Source organism: Dyadobacter sp. LHD-138, assembly GCF_030929615.1.
Lineage (GTDB): Bacteria > Bacteroidota > Bacteroidia > Cytophagales > Spirosomataceae > Dyadobacter.
Genome location: NZ_JAVFVU010000003.1, coordinates 306,643 through 327,406, shown reverse-complemented (window position 1 = coordinate 327,406; position 20,764 = coordinate 306,643). Strand labels below are relative to the sequence as shown.

12 protein-coding genes and 1 pseudogene are annotated in these 20,764 nt (G+C 41.2%); 10 read left to right on the top strand and 3 right to left on the bottom strand.

The window, feature by feature from the left end; translation table 11 throughout:
* Window positions 1-10 precede the first annotated feature (10 nt).
* The 5 genes and pseudogenes from RB622_RS02725 to RB622_RS02705 all read left to right on the top strand — a co-directional run bounded on the left by RB622_RS02725 (window position 11) and on the right by RB622_RS02705 (window position 9,146).
* Window positions 11-403 carry a hypothetical protein gene (locus RB622_RS02725; RefSeq protein WP_308044961.1) on the top strand — a complete coding sequence of 131 codons (393 nt, stop codon included), beginning with the start codon at window positions 11-13 and terminating at the stop codon, window positions 401-403.
* A 29-nt stretch (window positions 404-432) separates the two neighbouring features.
* On the top strand, window positions 433-1,713 hold the full coding sequence (locus RB622_RS02720; RefSeq protein WP_308044960.1) for a hypothetical protein: 1,281 nt from the start codon (window positions 433-435) through the stop codon (window positions 1,711-1,713).
* A 70-nt stretch (window positions 1,714-1,783) separates the two neighbouring features.
* Window positions 1,784-5,032: an OmpA family protein gene (locus RB622_RS02715; RefSeq protein ID WP_308044959.1), complete on the top strand. Its 3,249-nt coding sequence runs from the start codon at window positions 1,784-1,786 to the stop codon at window positions 5,030-5,032.
* 14 nt (window positions 5,033-5,046) lie between these two features.
* The gene (locus RB622_RS02710; RefSeq protein ID WP_308044958.1) at window positions 5,047-7,434 is read left to right on the top strand and encodes a hypothetical protein; all 2,388 of its coding nucleotides are present in this window, start codon (window positions 5,047-5,049) and stop codon (window positions 7,432-7,434) included.
* Window positions 7,435-7,907: 473 nt separating this feature from the next.
* Window positions 7,908-9,146 (top strand): annotated as a pseudogene (locus RB622_RS02705) (IS3 family transposase).
* 395 nt (window positions 9,147-9,541) lie between these two features.
* Here the strand turns inward: RB622_RS02705 and RB622_RS02700 are convergent.
* Both RB622_RS02700 and RB622_RS02695 read right to left on the bottom strand, forming a co-directional pair.
* Window positions 9,542-11,074, bottom strand: coding sequence for a DUF4932 domain-containing protein (locus RB622_RS02700; protein ID WP_308044957.1), 1,533 nt, complete (start codon window positions 11,072-11,074; stop codon window positions 9,542-9,544).
* A gap of 431 nt (window positions 11,075-11,505) precedes the next feature.
* Window positions 11,506-13,884 carry a hypothetical protein gene (locus RB622_RS02695; protein WP_308044956.1) on the bottom strand — a complete coding sequence of 793 codons (2,379 nt, stop codon included), beginning with the start codon at window positions 13,882-13,884 and terminating at the stop codon, window positions 11,506-11,508.
* Between the two features lie 704 nt (window positions 13,885-14,588).
* On the opposite strand from RB622_RS02695, the gene RB622_RS02690 reads away from it, so the two are divergent.
* Both RB622_RS02690 and RB622_RS02685 read left to right on the top strand, forming a co-directional pair.
* Window positions 14,589-15,131, top strand: a complete 543-nt coding sequence (locus RB622_RS02690; protein WP_308044954.1) for a hypothetical protein — start codon at window positions 14,589-14,591, stop codon at window positions 15,129-15,131.
* 13 nt (window positions 15,132-15,144) lie between these two features.
* Entirely contained in the window at window positions 15,145-15,564 is a 420-nt protein-coding gene (locus RB622_RS02685; protein WP_308044953.1) for a hypothetical protein, read from the top strand.
* Window positions 15,565-15,646: 82 nt separating this feature from the next.
* On the opposite strand, the gene RB622_RS02680 is transcribed toward RB622_RS02685, so the two are convergent.
* Window positions 15,647-16,156: a hypothetical protein gene (locus RB622_RS02680; RefSeq protein WP_308044952.1), complete on the bottom strand. Its 510-nt coding sequence runs from the start codon at window positions 16,154-16,156 to the stop codon at window positions 15,647-15,649.
* A gap of 555 nt (window positions 16,157-16,711) precedes the next feature.
* On the opposite strand from RB622_RS02680, the gene cas6 reads away from it, so the two are divergent.
* From cas6 to RB622_RS02665, 3 genes are all read left to right on the top strand, one after another.
* Window positions 16,712-17,545 carry a CRISPR-associated endoribonuclease Cas6 gene (cas6, locus tag RB622_RS02675; protein WP_308044951.1) on the top strand — a complete coding sequence of 278 codons (834 nt, stop codon included), beginning with the start codon at window positions 16,712-16,714 and terminating at the stop codon, window positions 17,543-17,545.
* A 378-nt stretch (window positions 17,546-17,923) separates the two neighbouring features.
* On the top strand, window positions 17,924-19,804 hold the full coding sequence (locus RB622_RS02670; protein ID WP_308044950.1) for a hypothetical protein: 1,881 nt from the start codon (window positions 17,924-17,926) through the stop codon (window positions 19,802-19,804).
* 27 nt (window positions 19,805-19,831) lie between these two features.
* Complete coding sequence (locus tag RB622_RS02665; RefSeq protein WP_308044949.1) at window positions 19,832-20,764, top strand: type I CRISPR-associated protein Cas7; 933 nt, start codon at window positions 19,832-19,834, stop codon at window positions 20,762-20,764.

Here is a 20,764-nt window from a genome sequence, read left to right as displayed (position 1 = left end):
TCTTACTATAATGAAAGAGTCTCTCGACACGCTGTTACAGATACAAGCAGCTCAGTTGGCTGTGTTATCGCTGGAAGATAAAAATGCGATCGATGCAATTTATCGGTACGTAACAAAAAAACAATCGCAATATGATAAACTGGAAGGATATCTGGATCAGGATCTGACGTTAGAAAAACTCAATTCTACGCATTCAAATTTGAACAACATCGAAAAGGACATCAACTCGAAAATCGAACAGTGCCGGCTGATTATTGCTAAAAGCAAAGGCGATACAGGCCATTCTGCAGACGATGAGATCGTACAGAAAGCATTATCATTTTCAAGACAAGGTGCTGTTGTTATCAGACCAACCAAAACAGGGAATTACAAAGCGCCTGCTACGAGACAAGTGAAAAAATAACATAAATAACTAAATCGCTAATAATCGAAATGGATATTCTAGATAACATCATATACGCAAATCAAACGAGTCTTTTGCTTCCAAATCCACCGCCAACTCTAATCGTCAGTGATTATATTCCGCCGACGGTCATTGCACCACCCGTTAATATAGGCGGAGCTGTAACACCACTCTACGCATACAGACTTGACGATAAAATGAGCTACTGTGCATACGCTGATCCTACGATTATCGAACGCTCAATTCAGAGGCATTGGTTTGATCTGAATGGTCAGGTTAACTATGACTCGAATGGCGTTGCTGCGATAAATACGCCTGTTGCCGCCGGAGCTATAAGATATTCTTCATTTGAAGAGTCTACCCATTATCATTTGATTTATGCTTACTTTCTGGAAAACACCAGAATTTTGCAAATATTTCAGCGATTTATGGAACGATATCTTTACGACGAGGACTTCGGGATCGCAGATAATTCCGAAGTATTCAACTGGATCCAAAATTCAGAAAGATTATTCTTCAAAAGCGACACTCCACGGACCTCGAACTTGCGAAGCCTAATTAGGCCAAGTGCCGATGCCAGCAGACGTAACGCATATCACAGATTGTTCGGCATGGATCTCGCATTTGGCGATATCAGTACCAACAATTCAGTAGAGTACTACAAGTCAAAATCATCCAATCAGCAATTTATCGTTCTCTTCGAAAAATATTTGTCCGAGATCTGGCAGGGATATATCAATGCAAGAAATGCGACCGGGGCCAATACTTCTGATATTAATATTATCGTCGACCTGGCGCAGGAACTCAGGGAGGTACTCATCGCACGACGTGGAAATGTTACATTAAACTCTTACGCCAATTTGAGCTTGTCGAGAGAAGAATATTCATCTGTCCTGATTACGTCCTGGTTTGCCTTTATCATATCTGACGATACACCTGTCGTGAATTTCCTGAATTGCCAGTCGAGTACAATCGGGGAGAGATTGATTAAAATTGGAAATAAGGTCGGAATATCTGCTCACAGTAAATGCCAGGCATTATTTGAAATGGCAGGCGCAGCATCGACCATTCTCACCACAATTGAAGCAGGGGGTATCCTGGACAATGATGCGAGCATGCAAAACATTATGTCAAGTCTAAATCCTCCGGCGGCACCTTCTATCCAGGCGAACTATATGTCAGATTTTCTCACAATTATCAACAACTGGGAAAAAGCCACGGGTCATAACATCAAAAATCCCCAGGCTAATATCACCGGTACGGTTCGCGTGCAATCTAATGGAACCAAGGTGTCTCAAAGTTTGAATTGATCAAAGGTATTTGAGGATCAGGCGTGACCATCAGGAACATTGATTACTTCTATATCTAAACATTTTAAAAATGGAATCTCCGTTTATCAATACTGTTTCCGTTGAGACTGAGGAATCAGACACCGGTAGTTGGAACTCACCTCCTATCCGACAACCTTTCATTGAAGAAGCAGAAACGAATACGTTCGACTCTTCAAATGATCCGGAACCAGATACGGAGGGGTTTTTGGTAAACTGGCAGTCTTTCCTGACTGAGGTTAAAGTCGGTGATGTCGTATTCAAAAAGGCCGGCGTAGAAATTGAGAATTCAGAAGAATATAAAGAGCCTGTCTTGTCGTATAATGCATTACTGGTCATAGACAAAACAAATCAAGGCTCAAAAATCAGCGCTAATTTTACAGTAAGGGAATTCGCGCGATCGGAATTGACAGGGGAGAAAAGCTGGGCATACGCAAGAATCGATCCGGATTTGGTTGCAAACGTACAGAAATTAAGGAGCTTTTTAAAAAAGCCGGTATCCATTATAGACGGGTACTACTCACCCGGCTATCTGCGGAAATTTTTAAAGCTTTCATCCTCACAAACCAGTGACACATACTTGCGGAATCCACATATTAGAGGACGGGGAGTTAAAATGTCTGTCAGTGATATCCAGTCCAACATTCACGAATTGGCAATAGCTGCCCTGGTTAGTTGCGATGAAAATATCCGGATAGGGATCGGCGCTTCTACGATGACGCTGGATGTTAAGCCTGAAATCAAAACCGGAGCTGGTGCACTTCCAGAAAATGCCCAGAGAATAACATCCTACATTCTTAACAATGAAAGCAACAAGCAAAACGCAATTAATTTTTGTATCAGCTTTAAAAACCTGATATCTGAGCCGGCGTATTCAGATTACGGGAAAGAAATGCACCGCGCCACTGCCGATCTGCTTGGGAATATTATCACCAAATATTATATCAAGAACTTTGGCGTAGATTGGTCGTCTGAACTCGGCACGATCATCTCACTCATGTATAAAAACGCACCGAGCGAACAGGTCATTCTTTATGCGCTGGCTTATTCTACTTATGGATGTCTTGCGCGATTCTATCTTAGAAATATCAATTCCCTGGACAAATTCGTCGATAGAACTAAAATATTGATGGTGCATCCGCAGGAATGGTCGAATATGAATCAGCCGGGGTCATTGTTTTACCTTGAAAAGCAGCCCGACAAACGACCTTTTTTGCAGGCAATGCGGGATAGATATTTTTTTAAGTTTAATGAATATCCAAGACATAAGATCGAGGCGGATACGTATTTCGACTGGAGAGGGAATAAGTCGGAAAAGGTATTTTATGATCAGATGTTGGGAATTATCCGCAGCGTATTTAAGGCGAATGGATACTCGAATACACTGGTTCCGCCGAAGTCACCGCAAGGCGGCACAAATAGAAATTTGACACTTTCGGAGCCGTCACCTGACAGGCCGGTAGCTGATCTGACTGGAAAATATCAGACGCTTCATGCTCAGGACAAAATTGGTGTAGCAGGAGCAAACCTGATCCTGAATCAGTCGGGGAGCTATGTATCAGGCAAATTGTGCTGGGTATTAAATTCAGCAATAGAAAATTATACCCTTCTGGATAAAAAGGTGAGGGATTTGCGGGATACAGTTGTTGGATTCTTCTGTAAAATGGATGCCAATGGCGTTGCTACCGGGTATCTCTATCCCCAAAGAACTGTCAGGATAGCGAAGCGCGGAGGTGGTGGCCAGTTGCAATTATTGATCATAGACAATTCTTCAGCTAATCCTGTCATCATATACCAGGGGATTTTTGAGCTAAGCCGGCAGGTTTCTTCCATTTCTTCGCGAATGATGGGCGCTCTGGCCGATAATTCAGGCTCACTAAAACTACTGCTTCCGCTCGCATGGAGTCATCCGCTCACAAAGAATATCAAGGATTTTATAGGTTCGATCGCTGCGAAGGAAGCTTCAATTGAGAAGGCGCTAACCAATTTTTACAGCGAGGATGAGACGCAACCATCCATCAGAAAGAGCAAGTTATCAGCATACTTTGATTCGTTATTTGCCGCTTCCGACATAAATTATGGTCTTGGCAGGAACACTTATCTGCCTGTCATGTATCAACCGGTATTTGAGTACTACCTCGTCCAATATTTTTCCAAAAAAGCACGTTGGCGGCCTGCATCAGATAAAGAATACGGCTCGAAATTGTATTGGATCAGAAGGATGATGGAAGATTATCGGGACGCGTATGGAACATTACAAAATCAGGCATTTTGTGAACGCTACGGAGTCGAGCCGGTGAAACCACAGGTTCTATACCGGTACAAAATTGAAATAAAACTTTCATCAATAGGCGTGGGACCTTTTTCAAGAAGTTCAGGAACTGCCACGATTACCAACAATACGGATTATTCCAAATATCCATCAGCTACAAAATGGAACTCGGCAACGACAACAAAATCTTTCCCGATCGTGCTCTGGAGCGCTCAGCTTTCTCTGAGTCCTGGCAAATGGGTTCCGAAGATTGGCATGTCGGCGGGATTGGAAGGAGAAGTGGAAAGCTCCATTGGCTACTACGAGACGGACTTTTCTGACGCATTCGTCCAAGTTACCGAAGCAGCTGTTTCTGAACTGCCACTGGCAATATCGCTGGGAAACGGCAACAAGGGAGGGACAAAAGTCGGATTTTTGACCGGGAAGATCATCCTGGTAAAAGGAAAAGGCAAAGGTAAACTGGAATTTTCGGAGTCAAGTCTTTTGGATATGCCCGACAGCATTGATATCTCCCATGATGACGATACTTCGGTAAGTATTTTTGATTTGCTACCCAGCATTACAATGTATACAGGTGAGATTAAGTCACAAACAACAAATGTCGAGGTTGTTGCAGTCCCCATGCCTGAAACATTTTCCAGCCGGTATGAACTGACAGATCTGGCTTATTTTAAACATGACGATGCTGCGTTAACAGCTGGTGGCATAGAAGCGGTCGGGCGGTTATGCTCAGAAGAACTCGCCGCTTTTTCGGATAGGGATAGTAAACTGGAAATTTACGGACATACGGATGCCTCGGGAGATAGCAGCTACAATCTGGCGCTCAGCGCAGCCCGGGCGGCGAACGTAATGCAGGCGATAGAGGACAGGCTTGGGACAAAAATGCAAATTAAGGCGGTGAAAGTTTCCGGGTTGGGAGAGCGTGATGCAAATAAATTATTCGGAGAGTTCACGCAAAAAAATGCCTGGCTCAGAAAAGTTGTCATCATTATCAACGGCAACGTGGTTTTGTCTTTGGGCGAACTTTAAATGATCATATCGACATGGAAAACACTCAGAATAATGGATTTACGCGGTTGTTGCCGGACTTTGAAGAAGAAAATCTTTATCCGTACGATGAGCCGGAATATACTGATCAGTTTGAAACAGAAGAGCATTTTTATGAGGTAGAAAATGAACAAAGCCCCTTCATTTATGAACAATTTGCCGAATCGGAACAACCAGACAGCACGCTGACGGTACTTTCGGTAAAAGTCAATTGGACTGCCACCGGGCGTAATAAGGAGCTCGTGCTGAAATCGGGAATTTCGAATACTGATATTTTGGAAAGGCTGAAAAAGAGTGTCGATCTGAATTTGATAAGAGAACAACTGTTATCCTACAACCGGCAAAATACGAGCTCTCCCTATCCGGTTGACCAGTCCGGAACGACTGTCGACGGAATTTTTACTGAGGCAATTCACCAGTACCAGATCAATCATTATCTGAATGAAAAGGATCAGGATGGGATTATTGGCAGGTCCACGCTGGAGACAATGGGCATTTATAACCACACGCTTAAATCAAAATTGGACAGCAGTACATTTTATGGGCAAAAACATCTCAGCCAGACAGCGATCAGATCTGAGGTGGAGCGGCTGACTAATTCCAGATTCAATGCAGCGAATTGGTTCCAGCATATATTAAAACCCGCGTGGCTGGGCGTCAAGTTTACAGATGGAGTCCACATTCTGCTTCTGGAAAAACTGAAGGAGGCGGAGCAGTGGCTTGTTTCCCAACCTCAGTATTCGGGGATGACACCGGCACAATTGGGGCGTGCGCTTGGATTTGATAGTGCGACGCGGTTTAGCGGAGCCAGGCTGTCATCGGAAAAAGAAGCAATGCACGGTTTCGGACTGGCGGTGGACATTCACGGTTTCGGGAATCCATGGATCGGGGCCGGCTGGACGGCGAGCACAAATAAAGAAAGGACACGTATGTTACAGGCACTTCGCAATGCGTCCCCCGGGCAGTCGCTGCCAGGTCAAACCGTATTTCAGTATTTGAACAACATAGCCCTCACGCAAGGAAAAATTTCCACAGCTGCCTATGATATTTTGAAAAAGAATAATAATGATTTTGTCACATACCTCCGGCAAAACCGCTCCGAATTGTCTTACTGGAGAGCGTCACTGACTTTTGGTGACAGAAATCCCCTGAACGGCTTTTTAAATCTGCACAGAGATCTCGTTTGTGCATTGCGGCAGGTAGCTGGACTTGCGTGGGGGGCGATCGACTTTGGCCCGAATGCGAGCGGAGATATCATGCATTTTGATTATCGAACCATTGGTGTCGGCAAATTCCTGTGTAAAAGTATTGCTGGTTTTGTCCCGGAGGAAGGGCACCCGGCGATTGAAAGAGAATTTGACAATGAGGGAGAAATTTTGGGGTTGAGAGAACGGGAAGAAGAGGAAGCCTATGGGTATGAGCGTCATGAAGCAATTGAAGAAGCGCTCATAGCGGAGGAGGATCCCGTTTTCGAGGCATTCGATCACGAAGATTTATACTTCGACAATCAACTCAGGGACTGGACAAAAGCGATCACTCTGAATCATCGTTATGCAAGCGCACTGGGTTGGGGACAATATTTTGAGCAGATCAACGATCTGCTGCTCCCTTTTTCCGGAGCAGAAAACGTAAGCCTGGGGGATGAAGCGTTCGCGGAGGCTGTTACAGCGTGGCAAACGCGGCAGGGATTCTCTGGAGGCAGCGCCGACGGTGTGATCGGACCTAATACCTGGGCGAGAATAAGGCCGCTGCTCACGGTACAGAATTCCCCGGTAAGTCCTGTTTCGGGCAATTTTCCGCCGATTTCAAAGCCTTTCGATTTCAACCGTTTTCATGCACAAAAAGTCCTGGATACGCTCAGCAACGGGCTGGTCACAGCCAATCCGTCCTTTGGCGCACAACAGCAACTTGAAAAGATTGTCAGGGGCGAAAAAGTTAATAACGTTGATCCGCGAACCTCCATCATTCAGATACTTCCGGTGATGGCCCATATTTGTGATAGTGCGGTAGCCGCGGGGTACGCAGACATTGTAATCGGTAGTTTCATCAGGCCGCCAGTGGCTGAGAAATGTACCGGTCATTGCCTTGGCAGAAGCATCGATATCAACGTGACAGGACGGACGTTTGACGATAGCCGCGCAATTGAAATGGTAAAAAATATACTTACTTCTTTAACGAGTTTGCCGGATGTATATCGGAAAGGAAGGATCGGTTTCGGCCTCCCGCTTCAAAGTGATTTTTTCGGAAGACGTAAAATTGCCAAATTCAAAAGCGTTAGTCCGACACTGATCATAAACCAGCAAATCAAACAACTAATCCCGCAACTCGGATACGTTTTTCCCGATAACGACAACCACCTGCATATTCAGGTGGGCTGGATTTAAAACTAAACGACTATTGGTCAGATATGAAAGGCCGATCTAAATTTCTGTCCGGGTCGAGAGAAAACGGGTTGCCTTTTGTTGATAGTTCAGGTATAAACGTACCAATTTTTCGTTATCACAGCAACTCCTGTAACAAATAGTCCTGTATTCGGAACTACTGACGAAATCGCATTCATACCTTTCGTAATGTTGCGAAAATTGGTAAGCGAATGGCTAATCATTTCGTCGGTTTGAATGATGTATTTCTGAATTTTGGCTCATTTTGGGCAATGTTTTGTCCCCCTGAAGAAAAGAAATTTGAACCCTAGAAAGCGATAAAAAAGGATCAAATTTTGCCATTAAAAGGCAATTTCGTAAATCATGGGAAATATAAGTTATTAACTATTTGTAAATAATTAAGTTACATGTGTATTCTGGACTTGCTACCTTTAAGCGGACACTGAGTTAAGTGAAACTTTTATAACTTAACATTTATGTCTGGAGAAAGAAGAGTATTTGATAAGGAGTTCAAACTGATGAGCGTCGAACTGAGCAATAGCCGCACAGACCTTAGTGCGTCAGCAAAAGAATTAGATGCCCCACCGGCGTGTTATACCGCTGGCGCAGAGAGTTTTCTGCGAAACAAACCGGTAGTTTCCCAGGTAATGGAAAGGTTATTCTGAGCGAAACGGAGTAGGAGTTGGTTCGGCTAAGAAAAGAACTCCGCGACACACAACTTGAACGAGATATATTAAAAAAGGCTGTTGGCGGTCCACCGCGCGGCATTTTCTCCAGGAGCGATGGCAAATATTCGGGTTCATAAAGAATCATCGGAAATTATTTCCCATCGAGAAAATGTGTATGGTTTTTAAGGTGAGCAGAAGCAGATTTTGTACCTGGTTGAGAAATGAATTGTCGGACACAGCCATTGAAAACCAGATCCTTACTGATAAAATCAAGATTGCTTATGGAAATAGTAAACAAACGTACGGGAGTCCCAGAATTACTCAGGAACTGTACAAATTGGATATAAAAGTTTCCCGCCAAGGGTTGCCAGACTAATGAAGAAAGCAAAAATACGGAGCATCGTTAAAAGAAAATTCCGTGTTACAACGGATTCTGAGCACAAATATCCGGTTGTCGAAAATAGGCTCAATAGAGAGTTTAAGGTAGAAAAAACAGCCACTGCCTGGGTATCGGATATTACCTATATTAAAACGACCCAAGGCTGGTTATACCTTACTACTATACTGGATTTGGCTAATAGGAAAATAATTGGATGGGCATTAAGTTCAACAATGAAAGCTATTGATACAGTGATCCCTGCATGGAATATGGCTCAGAATAACCGAAGCATAACGTCTAAATTAATTTTCCATCACACGGGCGACCCCGTCAGATCGAGGAATTCAGTATGCATGCAATGAATTTAAAAGTTTACTGGACAAAAATCCACTGGTAATCAGAAGTATGAACAGAAAAGGAAATTGCCGCGGCGGCGGACCGTTGGGATAACGCTGTCGCAGAGAGTTTTCGCTTCGGCGATCCGATTCAAGACCTTAAAAGTTGAATGTGTTTATCAAAACAGGTTCATTAATAAGCAGCAAGCGGCGATAATTGTTTTTGAATATATCGAAGTATGGTATAATAGAAAAAGACTCCATTCTGCCTTAGGATATTTATCCCCCAAAGAATTTGAAGAACTTTTAAATCAACAAAAAATTGCGGCTTAATCTTTTGTCCTCTTTATTGTTGCAAGTCCAACCCAAACCGGTATAAGCATCCTACAGGAGACTGGTTCCAATAATTCTAGTGGAAAATCCTGGTATTTAAGTGTCTCTTCTTCTAAAGCTGGACTTTTCTAATATCGAATGAGCTTTGACAGCCTCACAAAATATCGGTTTAAACGGTGCAAAGTTGAGACTAATGTAAGTTCAATTTTCGATATCAGAAATGATCCGCTCGATCATTCGCTCCGTCATATTGCAAACGCCATTTATTGCTCCGAAAGCAATACAAAGTGGAAAAATAGTGGGAATAAAAATGAACCATCGTAGTAATCGTGTTACATAATCTACTGTTTTGCGATTGCTATTATGTTCCCGAAATGAGTTTTACATGATTTCTTTCATTTATTCTTAACAAACCACTCCACGATTTGAGGGTATAAATCAGCTACTACTTGGCCCTCTCTCCGTTTTTTATACAATTGAATAAGAAATTGATCAAACTCAGCAAATTTTTTAAAGCCTCTGACCTCTACTTGGTATTTTTCCATCTTTGATATGAGCTTATCATGCTCAATAGGTGGGGCATAGTCTATATATCTTAAGCTTACTAGTGCCCAATTCATGTATTCATCAAAACAAGCACGAGCATTATTATATGCACGTTCAGCTGGGGAGCCTTCTTTTATCCACGCATTTAAATTTACAAAAGCATCTTTGATATTTTTTTGATATTCCTGTTTTTGTATTTCTGGGCCAATGAAGTTATGGTTCAATTCTGTAAACACAATATTTCCGTCTTTAACTTGAAGTGCTTCACTAGAAAATTCCTTTTTTTCTTCCTCATTTCTACGGGGAAAGTTTACATGGGCCTGAACTTCTTTAAATCCATTGTATTCAAACCAATTGGCAGACTGATTGTTACCGACTAAGGGGGAGAAAACAATTTTATAGGAATTGTATTTTGTTTTCGGAAAGTTCTTTCCTAACCATTTTTGCATTTCTGCTATACCTATTGAATCTCTATATGAACTAATTAGTTGATTATAAAAAGGTTGGTATTGCTTAAAAAAAGTCTCAAACTTAGAGTTATCAGAGAAACTCTGCAATTCTTCAAGATATGGCCTAAGGGTATTAACGCTAGTGAGCCTGTCGTAAACCTCATCTGGCACAATTTTCCCATTAGAACTAAACTTAAAAGAGTAGGCATTCATCTTAATAGAAAAATACTCGACGTAACTACTCGATAAAATCGAATCTATTTTCATAATAATGGGTTCTTTGTCATATTTGCTAAACCAACCGATTACTTCTTGGTAGTAGGCCGTATTTTTAACAACTAATCCCTCCTTATTTTTGCCCGTATTGGTTAAGGCAATAACGATATTAACCAATTCATATACAGCAGGTATTTCAACAAAAGTCTTTCCTTCGTGAGATTTTATATAGTCTTTGCTGAAATTAACGGCTGATTTGACAGTCCTTACCTGGGTAAATGCGCTATCTTTTTCATTCACAATAATGACAAAAGGGTATGTTTTGCCCTTTTCAACCCTAAATCGAAGAGAATCAACATCGGTGATAAATGTGACCAGCTTATACTTCTCATTTATTGCAATCGGCGCTTCATAAATATCAGGATTTACTTTTGTGTCTATATTCCATCGGCCTTTTCTGAAATCATCCCCATCCCGTATCGAAATGTTATACGTATGCGATTTCAGTACTGGTATCTTCTGGGCAAGACTATTGAAGGAAATAGTAAAAGGAAGTACTATTAACAAACAAAATTTTATGTCCTTCGTAATTTTTGCGCTTAAAATAAAGTAACGTAAGGTAGTGACTTGGTCGGGCATACTGATGAAAAAAATACCATAGATTTTATGTAACAATATAATCGAAGCAATCCCTTTACACTTGATTTTAAGTACCATATTTGACAATATTTTGTGGTTCGTCTGGTTAAAATTATTATCCTTGCTTACGAAACTAAGAATGATACCCTGACGTGATAACAGTCTTGCGTTCAATTGTGGCTGTTCTTTCTTTTCACTTACCGAAGAAAGACCCTCTAACTAATTCTCATATAAATACTGGACCAAAGCTTTCAATCCTCCAAGATGCGCTAAAAAGGCCTTTTTGTATATTGATATAATACATTCTTTGTCCATTTTTGAACAATACTGTACAGTGACGGACGCTTTGCTACGCAAACCCGCGTACTTTTGCTGCCAATTCAGCAGTTTTAACTTTAATTGACCAAATCTACTGTTTTGCACTTGCCCTTATGTTTGCGTAAGGGGTCGGCTTGCTAATTACGCACTCACTTTTTCAATTTATCCAGTAGTATGGGCGAGTCTATTGATTACTGTTTTAGCAACCAGATATCAGAAATTTTAGAGTTTTTGCGCCAGTTCAGATCCGATTCTTCGGGTCCGTCGAAAGTCACGGAGATTTTTCCGTCCTGCGTCAACGACAACGGGACGATCCATTCCTTAAACGAGTCCTGCTCCTTGTTGTAAAGAACGGGCGAAAGTCTCTTGCCATCCACACGCAACAATGCTTCACCAAAGCCAGCGACGCGGATCATGTAACGTGCATTCGGATCCAGATTTTCATAATCCAGCGCAGGCTCACGTTGAAAAAGCTGCGATGAAAGGCGTTTTCTGCTTTTACCGCTATCCCACCAGGCAACATCCGTAGCGTCGTCCGAAATGGTTTTTACTCTTGGTCCTTTGCTGACGCTCGAAATGTCGTCGTAATAACTGCCTGGTCCCGGATTTTCCCATGAACTGATTTTTTTGAGCTGAGCAAGCTGTTCAATGGGTTCTTTGATTTTTTTAATTTCTTCAAATTTGTCTGCCATCCACCAGCGGTTATTGAGCGGATAGTCAACAAAATCCATTACAGCGCCACGTTCCGGATTTCGGGGCTGATGCTTGGCTGTACTGGTCTGTAAACCAATGGAGATGTACAAGGCGTCGGTCAGATCTTCAATATGTTTTCTGATTGTTTTTGCAATGGGTTGTGTATCTGCTTTGTTGACTGTCGCCAGCGCAGCTTCCATCGATTCGTCGATGGTTTGCAAATCAGCTTTGGCAAGAATTTCGTTGGCCTGTTTTTCTAGCTCCTGTTCATTGATTAACCTTAGCCGAGTGTACTCATCGTAATATGCACGCATCAGAAGCATTTGCCACCGCCAGTTATCTTTCAGTTTTGGATTGGCCGTTTCGAGAGTTTTCCAGAAGGAGAAAGTCGCTTCCACGCCACCGTTTTCAGCCAATGGACCTTTCCAGTTTTGTTCCAGGGCCTCAATTCCGCTAGCCGCTTCCTGATCGATATTTTTGCCAAAGAAAAAAGACGCATACTCTTTCAGGATTTCATGAATGTTTTTTTGCGTATCCCATCCACGCATGCTCCACAATACTTTATTCACATCATCGTGGCTACCATCAGAATAAGAAACAAATCCGTCCGTAAACGGAGCGTATTTTTCATGAATTTTTGCGTAGGCATAGGGACGTGGATTGACGGACTCCCGCCCGAGCGTAAGGGCATACGCCTGATCAAATTTTTCGACAGGGAATTCGCAACGAATCTGGTGCGTGATGTCAGGATACTCTCTGTGCTTGTATTGTTTCGCAAGTCGGTAACGCGTTTCGGCCATAGGAGGGCTGCCAGGGCCCGACACCACGCCTTCCAGCCACAATGGTTTTTCCTTTGCCAGATATTGGTAGAAGTAGTCGATCTGTTCGACGCTGAAACCCTGCAGAGAAATCCACATTTTAGCGTTCGGGTGATATTTGACCAAACGACTTTGTAGTTCTTTGAGGAAAGGCATTACATTCGAAGGATGGTTATCACCAGGGTCACCGCCGGGAAAGAAAATATGATCCAGCCGGGGCGCTTTTTTGTAAAATTCTTCATGCATTTCAAGCTCTGCCTGCCTTTTCTCATTGTTTTTCAGATCAAAGGTTGCTGGCGTCCACACCCAGTAATCCATGTCATATTTCTGACACATTTCGCTCATCCGGATTCGCATTTCTGCTGAGGGAATTTTGAAATGAGGACTTGGCGCTTCACCCTCCTGGAAAGGAATTCCTTCGATGGCGTTTGTGCCGAAAATGGCAAGTTCACGAATGTATTGATCGAATTGGGCCGTTGACCATGCGTCGTAGGTATTGGCTGTTGTACGATAACCTAGTTGATGTCCGCGGATCGGATAAGCAGGCGAGGATGCGAAATCTGCCTTTTCATCGAGTTGAACTGTGCCTGCGGCCATACGCAAATTCCGCAGCAGCCAGCCCGCACCGAAAAGTAAGCCACGTGCATCGGCTCCGATGATCCAGGTAACATTTCCTTTTTCCGAAACGTCAGTCAATATCCGGTAGCCTTCTGTTTTAAATTCGGGACTATTCTGGTCTTTTTTTGCGGGCGTTGGTTTTCCGGATAGATCTGAATCGGAAGACAAAGCCAGGGCAATCACGGGAATTCCGGATTTTGGCCACGCACCAACAATTGGCAGAGCAGAACCTGATCTTTTTGAAATCTCCTCGGAAAGAACTTTAGCTGCCGTTTCCTTCATGGGAGACGTAACATTTGGCGAAACGATAATAACAGCGTTTTTAAAACTCAGGCTCTGGGCTGTGAGTGGATTTAAACCGCCAATAAAAAGGGAAATAAAATACAGCACGGAAAATACTGGAATCGGGGAAGAGCCGGTAACATTATTTTTTTGATTCATGGAGATATACGCTTCGCAGTTAAAAAACAAACTTATCCTATATACTCCGATCGGGACAAATGAGGCCAATGACTAAATTTTGGATTGGCTCGGATCTTGCCAAAGCAGGATTTTTCGTACAAGGGGTACACTAAAAAGCTGTACAAAGAGGTCGGGGGGTACTGAAAAAGTCTTTTAAGCATTAGAAGTTACAAAACGAGGTTCTATCTCCCATGTTGTTCTTTATCGTGGTTCGTGAAAACGGTTGTTTTCGGGTGTTGCGAAAAAACGGACATGAATTGAGTCCATCTTTTATCCATCTTGAGGTGGTAAGACTGTATTGCTACTAAGTGTTTTGTGAGTATTGGAACAACTTTTTCTGGCCATGAATAGGCGGAGACAATCTTCGGAGCATCCTTTTTAAGGATTACTGCAAATAGCAGATTAAAATTTGCGAATTTCGAAATACAGTTTAATAAGTCGAGTAACTCATTATCACAATAATTTCATAGATTGTAATTTAACCCTATGCAGCCCGACCCCCTCTCGGTTGGGCCAGTTCCTGATCCAGGTACTCATCGTTAATAATTGGGATACACCCAAGGTGCGTCCAGCTGAAAATCCGGAAGGCGATTACTTAAAAAAAGGAATTTATTAGTTCATTAAAACGAACGAACATTAGTGAGAAAACGCGGATAATTATGAGAATGCATATTTTTACGTGCGTGGCAATCCTTTTAGTTGGGTCAATCGGGTGTGACCTCAAACAAAAGAGTGATGCTAGAACCACAGAAATTGCTATGCGTGCGGACAGTACAACGTATACAATTCTTAATGAAAGTGAAATACAATCAATTCCTTTCTATGATACGTCTCAATATGCTATTTTCCCGGTGAGCTATGCACGACTGTTTTTAGGAGATGCTCAGCAAGCCACACTCAATGAGAAAGAAATTCTTGTCATTGAGTGTGCGGTAAGGAAATCGGTCACACTTTACAATGACAGAAGAGGAGCTTTTTTAATAGATCTGAAAAAATACAAGCGACAATATTTTCCTGGTATAACGGCCTCCGGTAATCTGGAAGTTTGGGTTAGATGCATTCGTGAAGACGTTATTGAAAATTTCAGCAGGTCCTCTACGCCGTATGATTGGCGAAAAGATAACAAAGTAATACACGATGGCGGTGATGGTGTTTTCTCCCTTAAAGTGAACCTTACTACTCATAAGACCTACGATTTTGTTACAAATGGGAGTGAAACACTTTGATCTGAATTTTTTAATGCCTCAAAAAACAAATATTATGGTTAAAATTATGCTTTTCATCTTACTCGGACTTCCTCATTTTCAATGCAGCAGCAAACGTGAATTTCACCAGAATATATTTCCTAACGCAAAAAACTTCGATTTACGCAATGAAGAACTGATTGAAATTGACAATCTCGTTAAGCTATGTATTCATGAAAATAAAGACCGGCTCTCAATGGACAATGCATCTTATGATAGACAGTACGCGGCAGTAGTAAATCAGCAAAACGAAAAAGAAGTAGGGGTGAATTGTGGGTGGAAGGAAAAATATAGACTGAACGAATATAAATACCGATTGATAGAAGCGAATGATGGTGGGGATTGCTATTTTAGGGTTAAAGTTAATTTAAACAAACATAAATATCATAGCTTATCTGTGAATGGAGAAGCTTGAATATGGCGGTATCCGCTTTGGTAAATCTCGAAAAATGATCGAAGTAAAAATTCCTAACTAACAATTCATTAGATTATTGGGGCTAAAATATGGAACCATTGAAGACGGCTACTTTGCAACTTCTCACCGAAAAGATCCGAGAAAATAGTGAAGCGACTTGCGTAACGGAGAAAAGGGACAAGTTGTATTTAATTGATATAGTCGATAATTCCGGTGCAGCAGATTCAGATTTTAACAGCAGTTGCCCGAACTGTGATTTTAGGTCCAGCTTCCATTGGTTGATATCAATTCCACTCTTCGCCGCCGGCTCATGTGACAGGGTTTGAAGCCATTGGTAGATTTTCAGAATCGTTTCCTGTTTGGCTTCGAAAGCGCTGTAATCCTTTCGGGTGGGTAGCTGCTCGAAGATTGGACGGTTGTTTTCCAGCAGATATAGGACCCGGTTGCGGATCAGGTTGATCTGCTGTCTTTTTGCGGGAGGTAGATACCGAAAGTTTAAAGGTCTTTGAAGGTATCTTTCAAAATCATCCAGGTAGTCCGCCGTGCTGTCATCAATCGAGAAGCTATACCGGTTGTGGTAAAGGACCAGCATCCGGTTCAGACAGGTCAGCTCATTTTGAAAAAAGCTCCCTTGAAATTCCTCGGATAAATACTTGAGTAACGGGTACTTGAAATTAGCAGGTTCGCCCTTCTCGCTGTTTGCGTTTCACATTTGACCTGAACAAAGCCATTTTGACTGACTTTGCGCTGCTAATGTAGAAAAGCAAAATGAGAATTGCTTCACCTATGCAAATTCTAAATAGTCAAACATTTCACTTTCTCTCTACGACTATATTTAGGGTTAGTGCAATCATTATCTTAAAACGATAGTAAAATGCTTCATAGGGACTCTATTGGAGAATTTGGGTACGATGACCAGTGGATTTTGGAGCAGAATGATTACTTTAAAGCGGTATTTTGTTAGCCGTATTTGTTTGTCAATTTTACAGATACGGAAATATTCAGCTACGTTGTTAAATTTTGATGTTACAATCGCATCAATTAATTTTTCGGAGGTTAGAAACACCATAAAATAAAAATTTACTTTTTAATTAAAATAATACAAAATAAAGTTTTAATATGCAGATGTAACCACCTCCATATATAAATGAGATTTCAACTAGTGCTAAAACCTTTAAGGGATCGGCAGCAATTATTGTTTAATTATCAATATCCATTACAAGCATGGATATACAAACTGTTAGACCGTGCTGATTCGGGATATGCCTCTTTTCTTCATGAAAAGGGATATAGTTTGCCAAATGGGCATAAGTTTTTCAAACACTTTACATTTTCTTCTTTGATCATCCCCAACATTAAAAAGCCCAGGCCGGGTGATTCGTGTATGGTGTTACGTTCGTCGGAAATCTCTTTGATTGTTTCGTTTTATATTGATCAGGCTGCGGAAAGTTTTATTGTCGGACTGTTTCAAAATCAGCAGCTAAGTCTTTACAACAAAGATTACCAGGCTGATTTTATTGTAGAGCGTGTAGAAACAATTCCGGTCAATATCCCGGAAGGTATGGCGCCGACAGTTCGGTTACGAACCCTTTCACCAATGGTTATCGCGGAGAAAATAGAGAACCTGGATCAGTATTTACATCCTGAAGATGAAAGATTTGCTATATTTTTAGCACAAAATGTGGTCGATAAATACCTGAGTGTGCAGGAAAACGGCGGTTTGGCTATGGATGCTGTTACTGCGCAACAGCTGGTAAAATTCAGATTGTTACCAGAACAAAAAATCAAACAACGCGGCATGCTGGTAAAAGAAGGCAAGGAAGGAAAACAGACCAAGGTTATTGGTTTTCATAATTTCGAATTTGAACTCACAGCGCCACGTCAGATTCTGGAAGTTGCGATTGCCAGCGGGATAGGGAAGTATTCGAGTACGTTGGGGTGTGGGTGCGTGGAAATCGCCGTCGTCATAAAGCAGCGGTAAATTACTAAAAAGCAGTTGCGCTATTCGCAACTGCTTGAAATCTAAAATGGTACGATTGTGTTGTTGCCAAATAACTATGTACTTATTTCAATTCCTAATTTAGATCACCAAGTAAAAGTAAACATTTTTTAATTTTTTAAGGGTCAAAAAAAGTGAATATTCGAAATTAATAGTAAATTACCATATACTTTGATTAGATTTTATTTTTCCCTTACTTTGTCAAGAACCTAAAACGACTTGTCATGGGAAGGGATGAAAAATTGATTAACAGACCTGCTAGAAAATGCCTGAATTGTTTATTGGATGAAAGTCAAATCGATAGCTGTGGCATTTGTAATGGATTTCATTTTTGGACTAATAGCGATAGCAACAATAAATATGATTAAAGAACTCTCCCAATTCGTTAATTCTCTCGATCCTGACTTTAAGGCGTTGGGCCTAAAACCCAAAGATGGCCTTCATATCTTGCTTCAAATTCAAACTGATGGAGAAACAAGTGTCGTAAATTACGAATCACTTTTAGGTTCGGTTTACACAAAAACCAAAAACCTGGGTTCGGATGAATTGACACTACTGAACCGTTTCGCAACTCTTTCGCAATTGTCCTGGTGTGTGAATACTAACAAATGTTTCGATCTGCCAACGAAGGCTATTCATACGTGTTCTCCATATTGCCTGGCTGTAAAGCGTGAAAATTTGGTAAATGGTGAAAAATATTTGGCTAACGCCTCCGTCGGAAAGTCTCAGGTCTATGAAAGAATTAACACCTATTTTGCCAAAGGATTCGATTTGCTGGATGATGAATCGGATAAGCAACGATTGGAAATTTTCAAATATGCAATCAATAGCGAGGATAAAATGCACGCTTTGCTGGATCGGATTCCGGAGTTCGCAGAAATGAAAGATGCTGAATATGTTATCTTTTATCTTGATGAACCCATCGAAAAGTATCACGCTGCTAACGCTAAATATCTGGCCGACAAATTGTTTAATACGAGTGATTACAATAAAACAATCGGAGATACCACATACGGTACCAGTGACTTTTTTAATGGTTTTCCAACTAAAAAAATCTTTTTAAGTCACCAATCCGCAAGTTTTGACATTTCGGGTAGAATTTCGGGAGAGGATGCAAAATCTCTTTACGAATTTCAGGATTTGATGGGTCGTAATATATTTCCAAGGCCGCTGCCGATTTTTATAAATAATGAAGAATTGAGAAATAAGTCAATCATGCTGTTCAAAGAGAATACTGGTGATGGCGGAAAAATGGGTTATAAGGAGATTATTGAGCGACTGTACGAGAATCACAAATCAGATATTGGAAACTACTATCTTTTGTTCTATCAGATGGGAGAAATAAAAGACTTCGACTTTGTGTCAAAATTCGAATATGAGCTAAAAGATGAAAATGACAATTCATGGAAGGTTGAAGATTTGTTCAATTGTAAATTCTCGCCTAAGGTTCATAACGTGTTTGATTTCCAGTATCTTATTCTGTTGAATATTTTTAATAACGCTCTCATTGTAAAAACAAAAAAAGGAGATTTTCAGCATAAATACTTTGACGACATTGATTCGGCCTACTGCAAATCGGATGTTACATTTCTTCAGGTAATGAAATACAGAAGGGCTTTTTATGATTTTATATTTAAGTCCCAGCGACATTCTGTTACCAAGTTAATGTTTGACGATATTTTACAGACAAGCATTATAGAAGACATGCGTCTCGATGAATTCAAAAACAATAATCACTCGCAATACCACTCCATTCACCAAAAGTTAAATATCTGGTTCAGCTTTTCGGAGAAATTTGATTTAAAAAATAACCAACCTCAATCCATGGCTAGTAAACTGAAAGAACACCGAATCTTTATCCAGCAGCTTACAAAAGGAGAAGCATCTATTGAAACAGATGACCAATATGCTTTTGTAGTAGGGCAGGTAATTGCCTATTTAATGACAAAGAGTAAAACTGCCGATAAGAGCTATCAAAGGTTAGAGCCGTTTCTTCAACAAGTGAAATCGAAAGAGCTAAATAAGGCTATCGCCAGGATGTTTGACACCTACAAGCATGAGAACTTTTCCGGCAATTTTCGATTGCCATTTGCAGAAGTGCTCGCTTATGAAACCACCTCGGTCAGGGGGTTGATTCCGACGATTCTGGCAGGTATTTTTTCTAAGAATGCGCTGTTTAGCGATAAAGAGGTATCCACGCCTGAAATATCCGGAGAGCAAGAAATACAAACTCAGGAATAAACCTTTCACATAAATCATAAATTAATAATGAGCAATTCATTTAAGAACAGGGTATTTGGTTGTGTAATTGTCAAATCAATTAACTCAAATTATAACGCAGATTTTACACATCAACCTAGAACTTTGCCGGATGGAACAGTTTATGCTACGGACAAAGCTTTAAAATATTCTGTCAGAAACTATATAGTAAAAAATTTTCCGGCCGAAAAGGTATTCTACTTTAAAAGTCTTAGCGACACCATGCAACCGCGAGACCTGGATCAGACTTATGTAAAACATTTTAGAGAGTTTCCTAAGATTGATAAAAAGGATGGTTCGAAGGCGCGTAAAGTAATTTTAGAAAAGTTACTGGACTGTATTGATGTAAGACTTTTCGGAGGCACATTCGCAAGTGAGGGTGCAAATTTATCGCTTCATGGAACTGTACAAATTACTCACGGGGTTAATCGCTTCCCTGAAAGCATCATATATTCTGAACAGATTTCTTCTCCATTTAGAAATTCCAACAACAACAGTGCTGATTCCATGCAAACTACACTTGGTACCCAATTCAAATTAAAGGAGGGACACTACGTACATCATTTTTCAATTAATCCCAGAAATTTGGAAGACATGGCTAAGCAGGTAGAAAGCAATGGCTTGAATTCCGATGACATTCCGAAGTTGAAAGAATCTTTGCGCTCTGGGGTAACCTTTTACGATTCAGCTGCCAAGTCAGGAAGCGAGAATGAACTGCTGCTATGGGTGCAATTGAAAGAGGGTTCCAAGCTAGTACTTCCTTCATTCGTAGAATTGATATCAGTAACCGAAAGCCGTGAGATTGACATGAGCAAAGTGTCTGCAATTCTATCGCGATCCAGTGTTGCTGCCGAAATAGAGGCAATTGAGCTCTATTATGACGAAGCTGTAACCACCGTTTTAAACGTTCCTGATGGTGCTAAGAAATTAGAAATGAATTAA